The organism is Microbacterium sp. Be9, assembly GCF_011754135.1.
Taxonomy (GTDB): Bacteria; Actinomycetota; Actinomycetes; order Actinomycetales; family Microbacteriaceae; genus Microbacterium; species Microbacterium maritypicum_A.
In genome coordinates this window covers 1,030,851-1,051,283 of the sequence record NZ_WNWT01000006.1, presented here as the reverse complement: position 1 = coordinate 1,051,283, position 20,433 = coordinate 1,030,851, and the positions used below count along the sequence as shown (strand labels likewise).

The 20,433-nt window shown below is 68.3% G+C and carries 16 protein-coding genes and 1 tRNA gene; 6 read left to right on the top strand and 11 right to left on the bottom strand.

Annotation, left to right across the window (positions count from 1 at the left end; genetic code table 11):
* Positions 1 to 73 precede the first annotated feature (73 nt).
* The 6 genes from GLO27_RS16005 (at position 74) to GLO27_RS15980 (ending at position 5,893) form a co-directional block, all read left to right on the top strand.
* Entirely contained in the window at positions 74 to 2,638 is a 2,565-nt protein-coding gene (locus GLO27_RS16005; protein WP_029258710.1) for a transglycosylase domain-containing protein, read from the top strand.
* On the top strand, positions 2,629 to 3,570 hold the full coding sequence (locus GLO27_RS16000) for a metallophosphoesterase (RefSeq protein ID WP_167255690.1): 942 nt from the start codon (positions 2,629 to 2,631) through the stop codon (positions 3,568 to 3,570). Before GLO27_RS16005 ends, GLO27_RS16000 begins: the two co-directional genes overlap by 10 nt.
* 55 nt (positions 3,571 to 3,625) lie before the next feature.
* A tRNA-Pro gene (locus GLO27_RS15995) sits at positions 3,626 to 3,702 on the top strand.
* 67 nt (positions 3,703 to 3,769) lie between these two features.
* Positions 3,770 to 4,246, top strand: a complete 477-nt coding sequence (locus GLO27_RS15990) for a VanZ family protein (protein WP_021199130.1) — start codon at positions 3,770 to 3,772, stop codon at positions 4,244 to 4,246.
* Positions 4,243 to 4,998, top strand: a complete 756-nt coding sequence (locus GLO27_RS15985) for an HAD-IIB family hydrolase (RefSeq protein WP_167255688.1) — start codon at positions 4,243 to 4,245, stop codon at positions 4,996 to 4,998. Before GLO27_RS15990 ends, GLO27_RS15985 begins: the two co-directional genes overlap by 4 nt.
* A 52-nt stretch (positions 4,999 to 5,050) precedes the next feature.
* Positions 5,051 to 5,893 carry a DUF1295 domain-containing protein gene (locus GLO27_RS15980; protein ID WP_167255685.1) on the top strand — a complete coding sequence of 281 codons (843 nt, stop codon included), beginning with the start codon at positions 5,051 to 5,053 and terminating at the stop codon, positions 5,891 to 5,893.
* Between the two features lie 42 nt (positions 5,894 to 5,935).
* Here the strand turns inward: GLO27_RS15980 and GLO27_RS15975 are convergent, their stop codons facing one another.
* The 11 genes from GLO27_RS15975 to GLO27_RS15925 all read right to left on the bottom strand — a co-directional run bounded on the left by GLO27_RS15975 (position 5,936) and on the right by GLO27_RS15925 (position 20,342).
* On the bottom strand, positions 5,936 to 7,195 hold the full coding sequence (locus tag GLO27_RS15975; protein ID WP_167255683.1) for an alpha-hydroxy acid oxidase: 1,260 nt from the start codon (positions 7,193 to 7,195) through the stop codon (positions 5,936 to 5,938).
* Between the two features lie 10 nt (positions 7,196 to 7,205).
* On the bottom strand, positions 7,206 to 7,928 hold the full coding sequence (locus tag GLO27_RS15970; RefSeq protein WP_136024965.1) for a GntR family transcriptional regulator: 723 nt from the start codon (positions 7,926 to 7,928) through the stop codon (positions 7,206 to 7,208).
* Between the two features lie 213 nt (positions 7,929 to 8,141).
* Positions 8,142 to 8,795: a thymidine kinase gene (locus GLO27_RS15965; RefSeq protein WP_021199135.1), complete on the bottom strand. Its 654-nt coding sequence runs from the start codon at positions 8,793 to 8,795 to the stop codon at positions 8,142 to 8,144.
* Between the two features lie 9 nt (positions 8,796 to 8,804).
* The gene (locus GLO27_RS15960) at positions 8,805 to 10,277 is read right to left on the bottom strand and encodes a malate:quinone oxidoreductase (protein WP_021199136.1); all 1,473 of its coding nucleotides are present in this window, start codon (positions 10,275 to 10,277) and stop codon (positions 8,805 to 8,807) included.
* 83 nt (positions 10,278 to 10,360) lie between these two features.
* Positions 10,361 to 11,431, bottom strand: a complete 1,071-nt coding sequence (locus tag GLO27_RS15955) for an aspartate-semialdehyde dehydrogenase (protein ID WP_167255681.1) — start codon at positions 11,429 to 11,431, stop codon at positions 10,361 to 10,363.
* A gap of 180 nt (positions 11,432 to 11,611) precedes the next feature.
* A complete protein-coding gene (locus GLO27_RS15950; protein WP_167255679.1) occupies positions 11,612 to 12,892 on the bottom strand; it encodes an aspartate kinase in 1,281 nt (426 codons plus the stop codon).
* A 298-nt stretch (positions 12,893 to 13,190) separates the two neighbouring features.
* Positions 13,191 to 14,108, bottom strand: coding sequence for a DMT family transporter (locus GLO27_RS20320; protein ID WP_031206964.1), 918 nt, complete (start codon positions 14,106 to 14,108; stop codon positions 13,191 to 13,193).
* Positions 14,105 to 14,698: a recombination mediator RecR gene (recR, locus tag GLO27_RS15940; protein ID WP_021199140.1), complete on the bottom strand. Its 594-nt coding sequence runs from the start codon at positions 14,696 to 14,698 to the stop codon at positions 14,105 to 14,107. Before recR ends, GLO27_RS20320 begins: the two co-directional genes overlap by 4 nt.
* Positions 14,698 to 17,037: a DNA polymerase III subunit gamma and tau gene (locus GLO27_RS15935; protein ID WP_167255677.1), complete on the bottom strand. Its 2,340-nt coding sequence runs from the start codon at positions 17,035 to 17,037 to the stop codon at positions 14,698 to 14,700. The genes recR and GLO27_RS15935 overlap by 1 nt, the downstream gene beginning before the upstream one ends.
* Before the next feature lie 45 nt (positions 17,038 to 17,082).
* Positions 17,083 to 19,587, bottom strand: coding sequence for a glycoside hydrolase family 65 protein (locus GLO27_RS15930; RefSeq protein WP_167255675.1), 2,505 nt, complete (start codon positions 19,585 to 19,587; stop codon positions 17,083 to 17,085).
* Positions 19,584 to 20,342, bottom strand: a complete 759-nt coding sequence (locus tag GLO27_RS15925) for an HAD-IA family hydrolase (RefSeq protein ID WP_021199143.1) — start codon at positions 20,340 to 20,342, stop codon at positions 19,584 to 19,586. Before GLO27_RS15925 ends, GLO27_RS15930 begins: the two co-directional genes overlap by 4 nt.
* Positions 20,343 to 20,433: the final 91 nt, after the last annotated feature.

Below are 20,433 nucleotides of genomic sequence, written 5' to 3'. Positions count from 1 at the left end.
GGGGCACGACACCCGAGATCCGGGGCGGGCTCGTCAAAGGCGGTATTCAGGGAACTCCCCTACGATCAAGCGTATGCCCCAAAAGAATCGCACGGTGAGAGGCGTGCTCGGCGGTCTCGTCGGGCTCGTCGGCCTGAGCGCCGTCGCCGGTCTCCTCGTCACGGCCAGCGTCACTCCGGTCCTCGCGATGACCGGTCTCGCAGGCACCCAGGCCCTCACGCTCTTCGATCAGCTCCCCGAGAGCCTCGACCCGAGCACGCCGATGGAGCAGTCGACCATCTACGCGACCGCCCCCGACGGATCCCAGGTCGAACTCGCGTCGTTCTACGAGCAGAACCGTGTCCCCGTGACGTACGAACAGGTCTCCCCGAACCTGTACGACGCGATCCTCTCGAGTGAGGACAAGAACTTCTACAGCCACGGCGGCGTCAACATCGGCGCCACGGTGAAGGCTCTGGTGGACAACGTACGCGGCACGTCCAGCCGTGGTGCGTCGACCATCAGCCAGCAGTACGTGAAGAACGTCCTCATCCAGAAGTGCGAGCAGGAGGTCGACACCACGTCCGACACCTACTCTGAGGACCTCCAGCAGTGCTGGAAGGATGCGACCAACGCGACCGGGGCCAAGGGCATCGAGCGCAAGCTGCAGGAGATGCGCTACGCGATCCAGATCGAGAAGGACTTCTCGAAGAACGACATCCTGCTCGGCTACCTGAACATCGCCAACTTCGGTGGCACTGTGTACGGCATCGAGGCCGCCGCGAACTACTACTTCTCGACGACCGCGGCGAACCTCACGGTCGCGCAGTCGGCGACTCTCGCGGGCATCGTGCAGAACCCCAACACGTATCGCATCGACAAGGCCGAACAGGGCACGACCACCAACGCCGAGGGCGTCGCCCTGAACACTGCGGCGGACGGATACTCGCTCACGAAGGACCGCCGACACTACGTGCTCGGGCGCATGCTCACGGACGGCAAGATCACGCAGGCGCAGTACGACGAAGCCGATGCCTCGGAGATCGCCCCCGCGCTGAACCCACCGACGCAGGGATGCGCCTCCGCAGGCACGAGCGCCTACTTCTGCCAGTACGTGAAGTCGATCGTGCTGAACGACGAGGCCTTCGGCAAGACCCAGCAGGAGCGGACGGATCTGCTCCGCCGCGGTGGCCTCAAGATCTACACGACGCTGGACTACCGCATCCAGAACCCTGCCGCCGAGAAGATGGCCGAGGTTGTTCCCGCCAACGCCGACAACCAGTACTTCGGGGCGGCCGGCGTCTCGGTCGAGGTCGGCACCGGCCGAATCCTCTCCATGACGCAGAACACGACCTTCACCGAGACTCCCACCGATGATCAGGCCTACTCCTCCCTGGTGTTCGCGGGCGATAAGAACCACGGGAACTCGGGTGGCTTCCAGGTCGGCTCGACCTACAAGCTCTTCACGCTGATCGACTGGCTCGAGAAGGGCCACTCCGTCAACGAGGTTCTCAACGGAAGCGTGCAGACGAACCTGAAGATCCCCGTCTGCGGAGCCAAGCAGAACGCCAACACCAAGGAGATCGGCAACTTCGGTGGCGGTGGCGGTGGAACCGGATCCGTGCTGAGCTTCACGAAGAACTCGCTCAACAGTGGTTACTTCGCGATGGCGTCGAAGCTCGATATCTGCGACATCAACAAGGTCGCCGACCGTATGGGTGTCACGCTGGCGAACGGCGACAAGGTCACCGACGAGAACGTGCCCTTCGACGTGCTCGGCCCGAAGAACATCTCCCCCCTCGCGATGGCGAACGCCTACGCGACCGTCGCGAGCGGTGGGAAGTACTGCACACCGCGCGCGATCGATCGCGTCGTCGGCCCCGACGGTCAGGACCGCGAACTGCCGGCATCGTCGTGCACCGACGGAGTGATCTCTCCCGAGGTCGCCGCGACGGCCGCCTTCGCGTTGCAGAGCGTCATGGGTGGCGGCGGCACCGGTTCCCGGGCGAACCCCAACGACGGCACGCCGCTGATCGGCAAGACCGGAACGCACGACACCTGGTCGACGATGATGATCGAGTCCAGCACCAAGGTCGCCACGGCGGTCTGGGCCGGCCGCTGGCAGGGCCAGGAGAACATCTACCGCAAGAGGGCCAACGGCTGGAACCTCAACGACATGCGTTACCCGGTGGCGCAGGCCGCGCAGGCCGCAGCGAACGCTGCGTACGGTGGAGACGCCTTCCCGAAGCCCGATGGCAAGCTCACCCGACAGCAGCTGACGACGGTTCCGAGTGTCGTGGGCAAGTCCGTCGAGGAAGCGACCGCGATCCTGACGGACGCCGGCTTCCAGGTCTCTGTCGGAGGAGCAGTGGACAGCGACCTCGCCGTCGGCCTGGTCGCCGGCCAGGATCCGACCGGGGAGGCGGCCACTGGCGCGACGGTGACCCTCACGACCAGCAACGGACAGGGCACGACCGTCCCGGCGAATCTCGTCGGGATGTCGAGAGCCCAAGCCTCTGCCGCGCTCGGTGCCGCAGGATTCACGAATATCGAATTCGACAACTCCTGCAATCCACCGACCTCCGTCGTCGGCGGATCCGACCCTGCGCCCGGCACCGCGGCCAGCAAGTCCACCGCCGTGCGTGTGACGTGCCAGTAGCGGCCCGTCGCGGCGCGCACCCGGCCCTCATCGCGCTCGGCGCGGTGGGGGCCGTGGGTGCCGGCGCCGCCATCTGGGGGATCGGGATCGAGCGGTACCTGTTCACCGTGCGCGAGGCCTCAATAGTGGCTCTCCCGCCCGGTGCCGCACCGCTGCGTATCCTGCACATCTCCGATGCGCACATGGCGCCGTGGCAGCATCGCAAGCAGGACTGGCTCGCCTCCCTCGCCGAGCTGAAGCCCGACCTCATCGTGAACACCGGGGACAATCTCGGCCACGAGAACGGACTCGACGGCATCCGGCGCGCTTTCGCTCCGTTCGCCGGCATCCCCGGCGTGTTCGTGCACGGCTCGAACGACGTCGCCGCGCCGTCTCCGCGGAACCCTTTCCGCTACTTCCTCGGACCGTCCAAGAAGCACCACAAGCCGGAGCTTCTCGACACGGACGCGATGGATCGGTACTTCGCGGACGAGCTGGGCTGGACCGAGCTCAACAACTCTGCGGCGCGGCTGAACATCGCGGGCAGCGACGTCGATCTCTTCGGTGTCGACGACGCTCACCGCGATTGGGACCGTCTGGATGAGCTTCCCGATGCCATCGCGGCTCTCGGTGCCCGCGACGCAGCGACGCCCGTCCTCGGCGTCACGCACGCGCCGTATCAGCGGGTGCTCAACGGCTTCATCGATCTCGGTGCCGATGCGATCCTCGGTGGCCACACGCACGGCGGTCAGGTGTGCATTCCCGGGTACGGGGCTCTCGTGGCGAACTGCGACATCCCGCTCAAGCAGGCCAAGGGGCTCAGCACCTGGTCGCACGGCGGCCGCACTGTGCCGCTCAACGTCAGCGCGGGGTGTGGACACTCCATCTACGCGCCGGTCCGGTTCGCCTGCCGCCCCGAGGCGACGCTGCTCACTCTGACCGCACAGGTGTGATCCGGCCTCGATTCGGCGCAGGGAACATTTCCCTGTAGACTCGGAGGGTTGCAAACGGGGTGTGGCGCAGCTTGGTAGCGCGCTTCGTTCGGGACGAAGAGGTCGCAGGTTCAAATCCTGTCACCCCGACCAGTAACACCGGAAGGCCGCCCTCAGGGGCGGCCTTCTCTGTACCGGGACCGTGCACGAAAGGGAACGCATGAACTCTCTGCTCCCGCCGCCGCGCCGTTTCACCCGGGCCTGGGCGATCGCCCTCGGTGTCCCCTTCCTGATCGGCCTCGCCGCTCTCACCCTCACGCCGTCGAAGGTCGAGGAGTCGATGCCGAATCTGCTCGACCTCGTGCTCGCCACAGCTCACCGTCTCGGCTGGGAGTGGCTCGACTTCACCCGGCTCGAGATCATCGCGAACGTGCTCGTCTTCGTGCCGGTCGGCATCCTCGCCTTCCTACTCCTCCCCCGTCGTATCTGGTTCCTCGCTGTGCTGGTGGGGCCGCTGCTGTCAGCGATGATCGAGATCGCCCAACGTGTGGCTCTCCCCCACCGCGCGGCCACCGTGAACGATGTCGTCGCCAACTCGACGGGCGCCATCATCGGCGTCGCCGTCGCGGTCGCCTTCACCCTGCTGATCGCCCCGAGATCCTCCCAGCGTCCACCTTCTAGGCTGGAGACATCATGACCGCGCCCACACTCGTCGCCTTCGATCTCGATGACACGCTCGCCCCCTCCAAGGGCCTGATCGACCCGCGGATCGCCGCGCTGCTCCGCACTCTGCTGCGCACCGTCGACGTCGCCATCATCTCCGGAGGGAACGAGGCGCAGTTCCGCTCGCAGGTGATCGCACAGCTCGGAAACGCTGACCCCTCCGATCTCGCCCGGCTGCACCTCCTGCCCACCTGCGGCACCCGCTACCTCCGCCACGACGGCACGGACTTCGCCCCGGTCTACGCCCACGATCTCAGCGAGGCCGACAAGCAGGCGGCCCTCACGGCTCTGCGCGAAGAGGCCGAGCGCCTCGGACTGTGGGAGGCCGAGCCGTGGGGCGACATCCTCGAGGACCGCGGATCGCAGATCACCTTCTCGGCGCTCGGTCAGCGTGCGCCGCGCGAAGCGAAGCACGACTGGGACCCGACGGGCGCCAAGCGAGCTGCGCTGCGGGATGCGGTCGCCGCACGCCTTCCCGGTCTCGAGGTGCGCTCGGGCGGATCCACCTCGATCGACATCACCCAAGCCGGTATCGACAAGGCCTTCGGGATGCGGCAACTCGCCGCGCACACCGGCATCGCCCTCACCGAGATGCTGTTCTACGGCGACCGGCTCGATGAGGGGGGCAACGACTACCCCGTGCTCGCGATCGGTGTTCCCGCCATCGCCGTCGACGGCTGGGAAGACACCGCCGACAAGCTCGACGCGCTCCTGCTGACGCTCTGACCTTCGCGGTGTCGCGCTGCGCGACCCTCCGCGAGAGTCCTAGCATGGCGTCATGGATGCCCTGCTGATCGTCATCATCGTCGCCGCGGCCACCAGCGCCGTCTGCTGGGTGCTCTCCCTGATCACCCGCGACACCTCCTGGGTCGACCGCGCGTGGTCGATCGTGCCGGTGGCCTACGTCTGGATCTTCGTCGCCGGTGCTTTCGTGAACGGTGACGGGTCGGCGCGTGTGGTCGTGATGGGTGTGCTCGCCACCGCGTGGGGCGCACGCCTGACCTTCAACTTCGCCCGCAAGGGTGGCTACACCGGGATGGAGGACTACCGCTGGGCCATCCTGCGTGGGCGGATGCGGCCCTGGCAGTTCCAGATCTTCAACGCGCTGTTCATCATCTGCTATCAGATGGCACTGCTCGTGCTCATCACGCTGCCGACGCTGGTCGCCACACAGCACCCTTCGGCCCTCACCGGGTGGGACGCGCTGTTCATCGCCGCATTCGTCGCCTTCCTCGTCGGAGAGACGATCGCCGATCAGCAGCAGTGGGTGTTCCATCAGCGGAAGAAGCAGGCGGGTGGCACGCTCGCACCGGGATTCGCCACGACGGGCCTCTTCCGATACAGCCGGCACCCGAACTTCTTCTTCGAGCAGGCGCAGTGGTGGGCCTTCTACGCGATCGGAGCGACGGCTGCGGTCACCGGCGGAGCCGGCGTCATCGGCGGGGTGCTGAATCCGACGATCGTCGGTCCGGCTCTGCTGACCGTGCTCTTCATCGGCTCGACGATCTTCACCGAGTCGATCACCGCGTCGAAGTATCCGGCGTACGCCCAGTACCGCAAGACCACGTCGATGCTGGTGCCGTGGCCCCCACGCACCAGGGCGGTGGCCACGCAGTCCTGAGACGACGTGGCCACCTCCCGGTCAGATCCGGACGAGCAGGGCTCAGTGCACGCGGGCTTCCGCGGCGGCGCGGGCCACGGGAACCAAGCGGGTCAACTGGGTCACGTGCGCGGGCTCGAGCTCGGCGAGCGAGGCGACACCCAGCAGGCGCATCGTGCGTTCGATCTCGCTGCGCAGGATCGCGATCGTGCGGTCGACACCCTGACGTCCGCCCGCCATCAGACCGTAGAGGTACGCCCGTCCGATCAGCGTGAAGTCCGCTCCAAGCGCCACCGCGGCGACGATGTCCGCACCGTTCATGATGCCGGTGTCGATCATCACCGTGAAGTCGTCGCCCACGGCCTTGCGCACCTCGGGAAGCAGGTGGAACGGGATCGGTGCACGGTCGAGCTGGCGGCCACCGTGGTTCGAGAGGACGATCCCGTCGACTCCGGCATCGCGCAGACGCACCGAGTCCTCGACGTTCTGCACGCCCTTGATCACGATCTTGCCTGGCCAGATATCGCGGATGACGGCGAGATCGTCATAGCTGATCGTGGGGTCCATCGCGGCGTCCAGCAGCTCGCCCACGGTCCCCCCGGTGGTGCTGAGCGAGGCGAACTCGAGCTTCGGGGTGGTGAGGAAGTCATACCACCACCATGGGCGCGGGATCGCGTTGATGATCGTGCCGAGGGTCAGCTGCGGCGGGATGCTGAACCCGTTGCGCTTATCGCGCAGACGCGCTCCCGCGACCGGGGTGTCCACCGTGAACTGCAGGGTGTCGAACCCCGAGGCGGCGGCGCGACGGGTGAGCTCGTAGGAGATCTCACGGTCGCGCATGACGTAGAGCTGGAACCAGTTGCGTCCGTGCGGGTTGGCGGCCTTCACGCCCTCGATCGAAGTGGTGCCGAGGGTCGAGAGCGTGAACGGGATCCCGGCGGCGGCCGCGGCGCCCGCGCCCGCCGTCTCCCCCTCGGTCTGCATCAGACGGGTGAACCCGGTCGGGGCGATTCCGAACGGCAGAGCGGACGGACCGCCGAGGATCTCGACGCTGGTGTCGACGGCCGGCGCCGGTCGCAGGATCCCGGGGTGGAACTCCACGTCCTGGAACGCCTGACGTGCGCGCGTGAGCGACAGCTCGCCCTCGGCGGCGCCGTCGGTGTAGTCGAACGCGGCCTTCGGCGTGCGGCGCTTGGCGATCAGGCGAAGATCATCGATCGTGAGAGCACCCTCCAACCGTCGCTTGCGACCGTCGAGTTCGGGCTTCTTGAACTTCATCAGCTCGAGGAGCTCGACGGGGTTGGGGAATTGGCGCTGCACCATGATGTGCCTCTCAGATCTGGGGGTGGATCTCACGGGTCAGGCCCGCGGACGTGTAGTAGCCGGTGATGTGCGTGTGGACCAGGGAACGCGCTGTCTCGACGTCGGCGGCATCGATCGCCGCGACGAGTGCGTGGTGCTCGGCGCGAAGCCGCGTCGCCATCGCCCCCCAATCGGCGATCGCGGAGACGCCCGCCTGCACATAGGACTCGATCGAGGAACGAAGACCCGCCATCATCGCGGCGATGACCGTGTTTCCGCTGGCCTCGGCGAGCGAGAGGTGCAGCTGCGCGTCGAGGGCGAGGAACTCCGACGGGGCGAGGCCCGGGGCGTCCATCGCGGCGAGCAGTTCATGGGCGCGGTCCGTGTCGCGCTCGGGGGCGCCTGCCATCGCGGCGACGACCGCGTCTTCGAGCACCAGACGCGTGCGCACGACGTCGTCGAGCGGGAAGCCTTGCGCCGCCACCTGGAGCCGCAGCAGCGCTGACATGCCACCGGTGGGCGTGGCGATGACGATGGCGCCCGATTGCGGGCCCGAGCCGGTCGCTGTGCGGATGAGCCCCATCACTTCGAGCACCCGGAACGCCTCGCGCACGCTCGAGCGTCCGACGCCGAGTTCGGATGCCAGATCACGCTCGGACGGGAGACGATCACCCGGGCCGAGACGGCCGTCGAGGAGGTCGCGTTCGATGTGCTCGAGCACGAGTCGCCATGCGCGCGCCGGCTGGTCGGTCATCGAACCTCCTGTGGTCTGACCACAGAGTATCGCGTGTGGTCAGACCACGCAAACAGGCACGCTCGATCCCCGCCCCGCGTGCGCACCTCAGGAAGAAGACGACGACGTGCGTCGCAGACGGCTCACCGCGGCACGGGGCCGACTGTCTTCCTGGATTGTGCACGGCTGCGCGACGGCAGCGGCCGACGGGCGCCTCGACGGATCGGGCCGGCCTCAGCCCAGGCGACCACCGGACTCTTCGAGGTAGCAGGTACCGCAGAGCGACTCATAGGTGGTCAGCTCCGGCGAGGCCGATCCGGTCGCGCCCTCGTCGATAGCGACCTGGTCGCCGTCGAACACGAACCGTCCGCCGACGACGCGACCGTTGAACACGGCCTTCCGCCCACAGCGGCAGATGGTCTTGAGTTCCTCCAGCGAGTGCGCGATCGCGAGCAGTCGCGCGGATCCGGGGAAGGCATGAGTGAGGAAGTCGTTGCGGATGCCGTAGGCGATGACCGGGATTCCGTCGACCACCGCGATGCGGAAGAGATCATCGACCTGGGTCGGCGTGAGGAACTGCGCCTCGTCGATCAGCAGGCAGGCGACGTCGCTCGGCCCTTCCGGCAGCAGCTCGTCGTCCGACGCATGCTGCATGCGCCCGCGATGTGCGGCGAAGATCGCACGCGCGTCGTCATCGGGATCGATCAGGAAGTCGACCCGACGGGTGACGCCGAGTCGACTCTCGATCTCGGATGCCCCCTTGGTGTCGATCGCCGGCTTCGCGAGAAGCACGTGCTGCCCGCGCTCCTCGTAGTTGTAGGCGGCCTGCAGCAGGGCGGTCGACTTTCCGGAGTTCATCGCGCCGTAGCGGAAGTAGAGCTTCGCCACGGTGCGACCTCAGACGTTGATGCCGAGTGCGGCTGCGGTCGCTGCGGTCGACTTCTCGGCGAGCTCCGGATTCTCGTTCAGCTTCTCGCCGAACGTGGGGATCAGCGCGCGCAGCTCGGGCTCCCAACCCGGGTACTCCGCGGGGAAGCACTTCTTGAGCAGATCGAGCATGATCGGCACGGCGGTCGAGGCGCCCGGAGAAGCACCGAGCAGACCCGCGATCGACCCGTCGGCCGCCGCGACGACCTCGGTGCCGAACTGCAGGATGCCACCCTTCTTCGGGTCCTTCTTCATGACCTGGGCGCGCTGGCCGGCGTCGATGAGCGTCCAGTCCTCGTCCTTCGCAGTCGGCATGAACGTACGCAGGCTGTCGACCTTCTTGGCGTGGTTCTTCAGCAGCTCGCTGATGAGATACGTGATGAGATCGGGGTTCTTCACCGCCACCTGCAGCATCGGCAGCAGGTTGTGCGCGCGCACCTGCGAGACGATGTCGAGCATCGACCCGTTCTTCAGGAACTTCGGGCTGAAGGTCGCGAACGGCCCGAACATGAGCGAGGCCTCGCCGTCGACGACACGCGTGTCGAGGTGCGGGACCGACATGGGCGGAGCACCCACCGACGCCTGCGAGTACACCTTCGCCTTGTGCTGGGCGACGATCGTCGGGTTGGTGGTCTTGAGGAACTGGCCGCCGATCGGGAAGACGCCGTAGCCCTTGATCTCCGGGATGCCGGAATTCTGCAGCAGCTTGAGAGCCCAGCCGCCGGCCCCGACGAACACGAAGCGCGCCTTGACCTCGCTCGGGGTGTGACCGATGCTGTTGCGGTACTTGACCAGCCAGGTGCCGTCCTTCTGCTTCTTCAGACTGCGCACCTCGTGGTTGGTGCGCAGCGTGACGCCGGAGTCGGTCAGATGGTCGAACAGCTGGTGCGTGAGGGCGCCGAAATCGACGTCGGTGCCCGCGGGGACGCGGGTCGCGGCGAACGGCTCGCCCTTCACCCGCTGCTGCATGAGGAGCGGCGCCCACTTGTTGATGACGCGGGAATCCTCGCTGTACTCGATGCCCGCGAACAGCGGCTGCTTCTTGAGTACCTCGTACCGGTTCTTGAGGTACGCGACATCCTTCTCACCGCGCACGAACGTCATGTGCGGCGTCGCGTTGATGAAGGTCGACGGCGCATCGAGCACGCCCTTCTCCACCAACGACGACCAGAACTGCCGGCTCTGCTGGAACTGCTCGTTGATCGAGACCGCCTTGGCGGGGTCGAGCGGGGCATCACCCTGCTGCGGCATGTAGTTCAGCTCGCACAGTGCGGCGTGCCCCGTGCCGGCGTTGTTCCACGGGTTCGAGCTCTCCTGAGCCACCTCGGAGAGTCGCTCGAAGGCGACGATCTTCCACTCCGGCTGCAGCTCGTGCAGGAGAGTACCCAGGGTGGCGCTCATGATGCCACCGCCGATCAGGACGACATCGACGTTTTCAGTCACCGAACCAGTCTAGTTCGCGGGCACGCCACCGCCGACCATGCGGCACGGCCCGGTCAGACCGCTTCCACATCGCGGGGATACCGTCAGGCTATGACCGCCAGGCGCTCTGCCAGGATCTCGGCGATCTGCACGGCGTTCAGCGCCGCCCCCTTGCGCAGGTTGTCGTTGCTGAGGAACAGCACGAGCCCCTTGCCCTCGGGGGCGGACTGGTCGGCGCGGATGCGACCGACGAAGCTCGGGTCCTTCCCCGCGGCCTGCAACGGGGTGGGAACCTCGTCGAGCACGACACCGGGAGCGACGCTCAGCACCTCGCGCGCACGCTCGGGCGTGATGTCGCCGGCGAACTCGACGTTGATCGACAGCGAGTGCCCCGTGAAGACCGGCACCCGCACGCAGGTGCCCGCGACACGGAGGTCCGGGAGTTCGAGGATCTTGCGGCTCTCGTTGCGGAGCTTCTTCTCCTCGTCGGTCTCGTTGTCGCCGTCGTCGACGAGGTTGCCGGCGAACGGGATCACGTCGAACGCGATCGGCGCGATGTACTTCTCGGGCTCGGGGAAGTCGAGCGCCGATCCGTCGTGCACGAGGCGGAGGGTGTCGCCCTGTGCGAGCACGCCCTCGACCTGTCCGAGGAGCTCCTGGGCACCGGCGAGGCCGGAGCCGGAGACAGCCTGGTAGGTCGACACGATCAGACGCTCGAGACCGGCCTCGGCGTGCAGGGCCTTCAGCACCGGCATCGCGGCCATCGTGGTGCAGTTCGGGTTCGCGATGATGCCCTTGGGGCGCTCGTCGATCGCGTGCGGGTTGACCTCGCTGACCACGAGCGGGACCTCGGGGTCCATGCGCCAGGCGCTGGAATTGTCGACGACCACGGCACCGGCGGCGGCGAAGCGCGGCGCATAAGCGCGGCTCGCGGTGGCTCCGGCCGAGAACAGGGCGATGTCGATACCCGCGACATCCGCCGTCTCGACGTCTTCGACGATAACCGTCGCGCCACCGAACTCGATGGCCGTGCCGGCCGAGCGCGCCGAGGAGAACAGGCGCAGGTCGCGGATCGGGAACGACCGCTCGGCGAGAATCTCGCGCATCACGGTGCCCACCTGGCCGGTGGCGCCGACGATGGCGACGGAGAGTCCTGAATCGGAGATGCGGGTCATGATGTTCCTTGGCGTCGTGCGGTGCTGCGTACGAGGCTTCGGGCGCGGCGTCGGGGTGATGAAGCTGCGCCTGGCGCCGGTGTCAGGGTTTCGGCGAGTCTACCGTGGTCTCACGAACTGCCGGCGCTGCGTCCCGAGGGGGCACGGAGTCGGCAGGAAAGCGGCGATGAACGGCGGAGATCAGCGGCCGGTGCCGGCGTGGACAGTGGCTTCGGCGTCACCGTCGAGTCCGTAGGCGGTGTGCACGGTGCGCGCGGCCTCGGCGAGGTCGGTGTCGCGCAGCACGACCGAGATGCGGATCTCCGAGGTCGAGATCATCTCGATGTTGATCCCCCCGGCCGACAGCGCCTCGAAGAGGGTGGCGGAGACACCCGAGTGCGTGCGCATGCCCGCACCGACGACCGACAGCTTGCCGATCTGGTCGTCGTGGATCAGGTTCTGGAACCCGACCTCGGTCTGCTCCCCGGCGAGGGCCTTGAGGGCGGCCGCCGCATCCGCCTTGGGGACGGTGAAGGAGATATCGGTGCGCCCGGTGGCCGAGACGTTCTGCACGATCATGTCGACGTTCGCGCCCGACTTCGCGACGATCTTGAAGATCTCGGCGGCCTTGCCCGGCACATCGGGCACACCCGCGACCGTGATCTTGGCCTGGCTGAAGTCGGTGGCGACGCCGGCGACGATCGGTTCTTCCATGACTGCTCCCTCGGCTTCGCGGGGGTTCTTCATACCCTCGCCCAGAACGTATGTGCCCTCGGCCGACGAGAACGTCGACCGAGCGTGAATCAGGACGCCGTGACGGCGTGCGTACTCGACGGCGCGGATGTACAGCACCTTGGCCCCGTTGGCGGCGAGCTCCAGCATCTCCTCGCTCGAGACATGATCGAGCTTTTGTGCCTTCGGGATCACGCGCGGATCGGCGGTGAAGATGCCGTCGACGTCGCTGTAGATCTCGCAGACATCGGCGTCGAGCGCGGCGGCGAGGGCGACGGCGGTGGTATCGGACCCGCCGCGACCGAGCGTGGTGATGTCACGGGTGTCGCGGTTGAAGCCCTGGAACCCGGCGACGATCACGATCGCGCCCTCGTCCAGAGCTTCGCGCAGACGCACGGGCGTGACATCGACGATGCGGGCGGCACCGTGCTGCGAGTCGGTGATCATGCCCGCCTGGCTGCCCGTGAACGACCGCGCCTCGAAGCCCATGGAGTGGATCGCCATCGCCAGCAGCGCCATCGAGATGCGCTCTCCGCTGGAGAGGAGCATGTCGAGTTCACGGGGCGCGGGAATCGGTGCGACCTCGTTGGCGAGATCGAGCAGCTCGTCGGTGGTGTCGCCCATGGCGCTCACGGCGACGACCACGTCGTGCCCGGCACGACGCGTATCGACGATGCGCTTGGCGACGCGCTTGATGCTCTCTGCGTCGGCGACGGACGAGCCGCCGTACTTCTGCACGATGAGGGCCACGATCACTCCCTGGGATGACGGGCGGATCCGCCCACGCTCATTCTACGATCGACGCGTATGCCCCGTTGCGCATGTGTCAGGCCGCGTGCGTCGCGGTGCGTCGCGTCGCGGTGCGTCGAGTGCACGGGATATCGCCGAGTGCACGGGATGTTCGCGTGAGCAAGCCGTGCACTCGGCGGCAAGCCGTGCACTCGACGACTCGGAGTGGGAGGTGCGCGGCGCACGGCAGGACGTGCGCGGCGCGGCGCACGGCAGGAGGTGCGCGGCGCGGCGCGCGGCAGGAGGTGCGGGGCGCGGCTCAGAGGGAGGGCGGGAGAGCCTGGGGAGAGACCGGGCGCAGTCGACCCCCTGTGGCGGCGAACCAGCACCCGACGATGATCAGCGGGAAGCCCAGCAGCAGGCCGGGAGTCAACGGCTCGGCGAGGACGAGGGCTCCGAGGACGATCGCGACCACCGGATTCACATAGGTGAACAGTGGCGCGCGCACCGGACCGACTTCGCGGATGAGCGCGAAGAAGGCCAGGAAGGCCACCGCCGTGCAGATCACGGCGAGCGCGAGCAGCGCGACGATCGACGGCAGAGTGGGCACCTCGTGCTGAGTGAGCAGCCCGATCGGGAGGTAGAAGATCCCGATCATGAGAAGAGAGAGGGTGATGGTGCCGAGGGACGGCACATCGTTGAGCTTGCGAGCGACGATGAAGGGCGCGGTCGCATACAGCACCGCGACCAGCAGCACCTCGCCGGCCGCGAGAAGACTGACCTCACCACCGAAGAGCCCGGGGCCCGCGACCACCACCGCGACACCGACGAACCCGACGAGCAGACCGATCCCGCGGGCCGGCCGCAGCACGCCGCGGTCGCCACCGCCGAGGGCGATGAGAGCGGCGAACAGCGGCACGGTCGCCACCAGCAGGCCCGTCATGCCGGAGGGCAGCGTCATCTCGGCGTGCCCGAGCAACAGGAAGGGGCCCGCCATCTCGACGACGCCGAACGCGAGCACCCACGGCCAGTGCTTCAGAGCGGCACGCAGCGCGCCGCTGCGGAGGGCGAACGGCAGCAGCAGCAGAGCCGCGATGAGCGTGCGCCCCGCCACGATCGCCGGTGGCGAGAAGGACTCGACCGCGACGCTGATGAACAGATACGGAACTCCCCACAGCAGCGCCATAGCACCGAAGAGGAGCCAGCCACGACGTGAGAAGCCCGTGTGGGGGCTCACAGGATGCGCCGGCCTTCGAAGGCGCGACCGAGGGTGACCTCGTCGGCGTACTCGAGGTCGCCGCCGACGGGCAGGCCCGAAGCGAGACGGGAGACCGTGATCTGCATCGTCGTCAGCAGGCGGCTGAGGTAGCTCGCAGTCGCCTCCCCCTCGAGATTGGGGTTGGTGGCGAGGATGACCTCCTGCACGGTGCCGTCGGCGAGGCGGGTCATGAGCTGGGCGATGCGCAGGTCGTCCGGTCCGATGCCGGCGATGGGACTGATCGCTCCGCCGAGGACGTGGTAGAGGCCCCGGAACTCCCTGGTGCGCTCGATGGCGGCGACGTCTTTGGCGTCTTCGACCACACAGATCAGCGCCTGGCTGCGACGCGGGTCGCGGCAGATGGCGCAACGCTCCTGCTCGGCGACGTTGCCGCAGATCTCGCAGAACCGCACGCGGAGACGGATCTCACTGAGCAGCTCAGCGAGACGGGCGACGTCGAACGTCGGCGTCTGCAGGATATGGAACGCGATCCGCTGCGCGGACTTCGGGCCGATGCCGGGGAGCCGACCGAACTCGTCGATCAACTCCTGAACGATGCCGTCGTACATCAGGAGAACCTCGTCGGGGGCTCGTAGGGCTCTTCGCGCAGGAATGTCGCGCCGAGCACCTGGCGGATCACGGCCTCACCGTAGCGCTGCACTCCTCCGACGGAGGGCGAACGCTCGATGACGACCGGCGGAGTGGCGACGGCCGTGCGCTGCGTCTGCGGCGCCGACCGGTCGGGAGCAGCCCCGCGCGACACGGACGGGTCGGCCGGCGGCTCGTACGAGGGGTCGTACGGAGGCTCATCGTCGTAGGCCGGAGCCTCGTCGTCGCCGGGCAGCGGCGGTTCGTCGCGATCGATGACACCGTCGGACGGGGGAACCGGTGCCGAGGCCGCTGCCTCGACCTCTTCGGGCTCATCGTCGACGGGGAGCGGCGCGGACGGTACCGGAGCGTCGCGCACCGACTCCTCGTTCGCGGTCGGAATCGACGCGACGGCCCACTCCGTCACCGACGATGCGGACGCGCCACGGACCTGCGAACGAGGGGAACGCGCTGACGCAGGCTCCGATGCGGGAGCGGAATCAGTCGGTGCCGAGGATCCGGACGACGCCGGCTGGCGCGGGGCACCCCCGGTCGGCATCGGGGCGGGGAGGTACTTCACGCGGACGCCGAGCTCGTTCTCGATCGCGGAACGCAGGTGGTCGGAAGGCCCTGAGCCCGGGGTCGTGCCCTTGAACTTGGCGACATCGTGCTGGCTGGTGAATCCGAGCGTGAGCACCTCGGTCTCGGTGACGTACGCCAGGGGCTGCACGGCCGTGGCCAGCAGCCAGGACGTGCGGCTGATGCTCTCGAGCCGCGTCAGCACGGCGGGCCACGCGGCGCGGATGCGCTCGAACGTGACCGGTCCCTGCGATGCCGCAGGAGCCGCGGGTTCCGCAGGAGCCGCGGGTTCCGCAGGAGCCGCGGGTTCCGCAGGAGCCGCGGGTTCCGGTGCGGCACCGTCGGATACCGCACCGACGCTCTCGCTCGCCGCCTGCTCGACGACCCGAGTCTGGGCAGCCGAAGCAGGAGCGGATTCGACGACGACCGGCTCCGGCGTCTGCGTGGTAGCGGCCGGGCTGACGGGAGCCGCAGACGCCGCCGGAGCCGCGGGAGCCGATGAACCGGCCGAAGCCCCGATCGTGGATGACGCGGAAGGCGCCGACGCTGCCGGGGTCGCGACCTGTCGGGCGGGAACCGCGGTACGCTCCCCCGCCGGCGCGGGCGCAGCCACGGCGGCATCCGTCGCTCCCGCGAGCACCCGTGCGACCATGAGCTCGAGATGCAGGCGCGGAGATGTGGCTCCCGACATGTCGTCGAGTGCCGCACTCACCACGTCGGCCGTGCGCGAGAGGCGTGCGGAGCCGAATTCTGCGGCCTGGGCGCGCATGCGCTCCAGGTCGTCTTCGGCGATACCGCGCAGGACGGCGGATGCGCCGGCGCCGACCGCCGCGATCACGATGAGATCGCGCAGACGCTCGAGCAGATCGTCGACGAAGCGACGGGGGTCCTGCCCGGTCTGCACGACCCGGTCGATCGCGGGGAACGCGGTCGCCGCGTCGCCCGCGGCGAGCGCGTCGACGATCTCGTCGAGGAGGGCGGCATGCGTGTACCCGAGCAGGGAGACGGCGCGCGCATAGCCGACGGTGACCGTCTCCGAACCTGCGGGGGCGTCGGAGCCGGCGATCAGCTGGTCGAGCAGCGAGAGCGTGTCACGGGGCGAGCCGCCGCCGGCGCGGACCACGAGCGGGAGGACGCCCTGCTCGACGATCACGCCCTCTTCGGCGCACAGCTTGGCGACGTACTCGAGCATCGCGGCCGGCGGGACGAGCCGGAACGGGTAGTGGTGGGTGCGCGAGCGGATCGTGCCCAGCACCTTCTCGGGCTCGGTGGTCGCGAAGATGAACTTCACGTGCTCCGGCGGCTCTTCGACGAGCTTGAGCAGCGCATTGAAGCCCTGGGGCGTCACCATGTGCGCCTCGTCGAGGATGAAGATCTTGTACCGGTCGCGGCTGGGGGCGAATGTCGACCGCTCGCGCAGGTCGCGCGCGTCGTCGACGCCGTTGTGGCTCGCCGCGTCGATCTCGACGACATCGAGTGATCCGCCACCGGCCCGCGACAGCTCCACACAGCTCGGGCAGACGCCGCAGGGCACGTCGGTCGGCCCCTCGGCGCAGTTCAGGCACCGCGCCAGGATGCGCGCGGACGTGGTCTTGCCGCACCCGCGGGGGCCGGAGAACAGATAGGCATGGCCGACCCGGTCACCGCGCAACGCCGTCATGAGCGGATCGGTCACCTGGGACTGCCCGATCATCTCGCCGAACGTCTCGGGTCGGTAGCGGCGGTAGAGGGCTGTGGTCACCTCAACAGCCTACGGCGTGCCACCGACCTTCGGCGGGCCCGAGCATCAGTCGATCGTCTCGATCACCGGGATCGTCGTCGTGATCACGGGAACGGATGCCGACATGCGCGTGCCGTCCTCGCGTCGAGCGTCGGCGAACTGTCGGAGCGTCGGACGACCGGGGAGCAGGGGACCCTGATCCGCGAGCGGCACGACGACCTCGTCGTCGACGGTCGCGATGTACGCGGTCTCTCGCACGCTGAAGGGAACGGGGGGTCCGTTCCTCACCTGCACGCGCAGCTCGGCCGCAGTCACCGTCACGTGCAGCGTCGATCCCTGCCACTGCAGCGGGAACGACAGCGACGGCCAGCTCGCCGGAAGCCGCGGGTCGAAGCTCAGTTCGCCGGCGTAGTCGCGCATCCCGCCGAAACCGCACACCAGAGCCGTCCACACCCCGCCGGCGGAAGCGACGTGCACGCCGTCCGCCGCGTTGTGGTGCAGGTCGTGCAGGTCGACGAACAGCGACTGCTCGAAGTACTTCTGCGCGAGGTCCTGATACCCCACCTCGGCGGCGAGGATCGACTGCACGACGGCCGAGAGAGTCGAGTCGCCGGTGGTCAGCGGGTCGTAGTAGTCGAAGTCCGCCTTCTTCTCCTCTGGCGTGAAGTGATTGCCCTGCAGGAAGAGCGCCAGCACGACGTCGGCCTGCTTGAGCACCTGGAACCGGTAGATCACGAGGGGGTGGAAGTGCAGCAGGAGCGGACGCTGATCGGCGGGCGTATTGGCGAGGTCCCACACCTCACGCTCGAGGAACAGCGAATCCTGCGGGTGGATGCCGAGTCCCTCGCTGTAGGGGATGTACATGGCCTCTGCGGCGCGATCCCAGGCTTCGGCCTCGCCGGGGCCGAGGCCGGTGCGGTCGACCAGCTTCACGTAGTCCTCGGGATAGCTCTCCCTGATCTCGCGCACGATCTTGGCCGCGTAGCGGAGGTTGTAGCGCGCCATGACGTTCGTGTAGAGGTTGTCGTTCACGACCGTCGTGTACTCGTCGGGGCCGGTGACGCCGTGGATGTGGAACGTCTCGGTCCCCTCCCCCGGCATGCCTTCGATCAACCGGGAGGCACGCCAGAAGCCGAGAGTCGCCCACAACCGGGCGGTCTCGATCGCGATGTCGGCGCCTTCCCGACGCAGGAACTCCTCGTCCCCCGTCGCACGCACGTACTTGCCCAGGGCGAAGCTGATGTCGGCGTTGATGTGGTACTGCGCCGTGCCGGCCGCGTAGTAGGCCGAGGCCTCCTCACCGTTGATCGTGCGCCAGGGGAAGAGCGCCCCCGCCTCGTTGAGCTGCGCGGCCCGACGACGTGCGGCCGGGAGCATGCGCACACGGGCGCGCAGCGCGTTGTACGCCCAGCGTGGCGAGGTGTATGTGAGGAACGGGAGCACGTAGATCTCGGTGTCCCAGAAGTAGTGCCCGCTGTATCCCGAGCCGGAGACGCCCTTGGCGGGGACTCCGGCGCCGTCGGCACGCGCCGAGGCCTGGGCGAGCTGGAACAGGCACCAGCGGGTGGCCTGCTGCAGGTCGTCGCGCCCGCCGATCTGCACGTCGCTGCGCTCCCAGAACGCGTCGAGCCATTCCCGCTGCCGACGGAACACGGTCTCGACGCCCTCGTCCGCCGCCCGGTCGAGCGAGCGACGGCAGCGGTCGACGAGCTCGCGCGGGGGCACGCCTCGCGACGTGTGGTAGCTGACGAGCTTGGTCACGGTGATCGGCACGCCGGCCTTCGCCTGCACACGGAACACGTTCTTGGCGATGTCCGGTTCCACCAGCGTGCGGGCGTTGTACTCGTTCTCGGTCTCGACGACGTGATCGGCGACCACGGCGACGGTCATGCCCGAATCGGCGACACGATAGGAGAGCGCGGATCGCAGCCCGTCCTGCCAGTGCTCGGCCGGCTCCAGCACGCGGTCGGCGATCTTCTCGGCCTTGCGGGGGTCGAACGCCGCGGCCTTCGTGCCGATCGGTGTGCCCGCGTAGACGCCCGCACCGTCCTGCCTGTTGAGCAGCTGGCAGCTGATGGTGACGGGCGCGTCGGCGTTCTCGACCACGACCTCGAGCCGCAGCACCGCGAGGTGCCGCTCCTCGAAGCTGACGATGCGCTCGTCCCGCATGCGCACGCGCTTGCCGGACGGGGTCTCCCAGACCACGTGGCGCTCCAGCACGCCGGTGCGCAGGTCGAGTGTGCGCCGGTACTCGCGCACATCGGCGTCGTCCAGCGAGACCGGCTCATCGTCGACGTACACGCGCATGACCTTCGCATCCGGTGCGTTGACGATCGTCTGCCCGACCTCGGCGAAGCCGTAGGCCTGCTCGGCGTGACGGATCGGCCAGGTCTCGTGCAGGCCGTTGATGAACGTGCCGTGCTCCTGGGCGCCACGACCCTCGATGTGGTTGCCGCGCAGGCCGAGATAGCCGTTGCCGACGGAGAACAGCGTCTCTCCGACGCCCTCCTCCGAGTAGTGAGTGTCGATCAGACGCCACGGGTCGACGGGGAAGCGGTCGCGGTCGATCATGCGGTCTCCGGGATGTCGGTGCGGGAAGAGGGAAGGAGGACGGCGAGGTCGTCGACCACGACGGTGGCGCCGGCCGCGCGCAAGGCGTCGGCACCCGTGCCACGGTCGACGCCGACCACGGTTGCGAAGCCGGCCGCCGCAGCGGAGGCGGCGCCGGACGTGGCGTCCTCCACGGCGACCGCACGGGCGGGGTCGATCCCGAGGGCGACGGCACCGGCGGCGAACATGTCGGCGGCGGGTTTGGAGGCGAGTCCGTCGCGTTCGGCCACGACGCCGTCGACGACGATCCGGAAGAAGGAGCGCAGGCCCGCGGCCCCCAGGACCTCTTCGGCGTTCTTGGAGCTCGACACCACGCCGAGCGGGACTCCGGCGGAATGCAGGCTCTCGACGAGTGCGAGCGAGCCGGGATACGGCGCGATCCCCTGGCCGCGCAGCGATGCGGCGAACGCGGCGTTCTTGCGGTTGCCGATACCGCACACGGTCTCGGCCGAGGGGTCGTCGTCGACGTCGCCCCACGGCAGTTCGACGTTGCGACTGTGCATCAGGCTCGCGACGCCGTCGTAGCGCTTCTTGCCGTCGACGTAGTCGTAGTAGTCGGCATCGGTGTACGGCGGAGTGATCCCCCATCGCGCGAACACATCGTCGAACACGGCCTTCCAGGCGCGCATGTGCACCTCGGCCGTCGGGGTGAGCACGCCGTCGAGGTCGAAGAGCACGCCGTCGGCGTGGAACAGGTCGGGCAGTGCTTCGGGCACAGAGCCTCCAGGAGAAGGGCGATCGTCGGGCCGGCACCTCTCCGTGCCACTGTGCAAGCGTAATGCGGTCGCGCACCGCGGGGTAACCCCT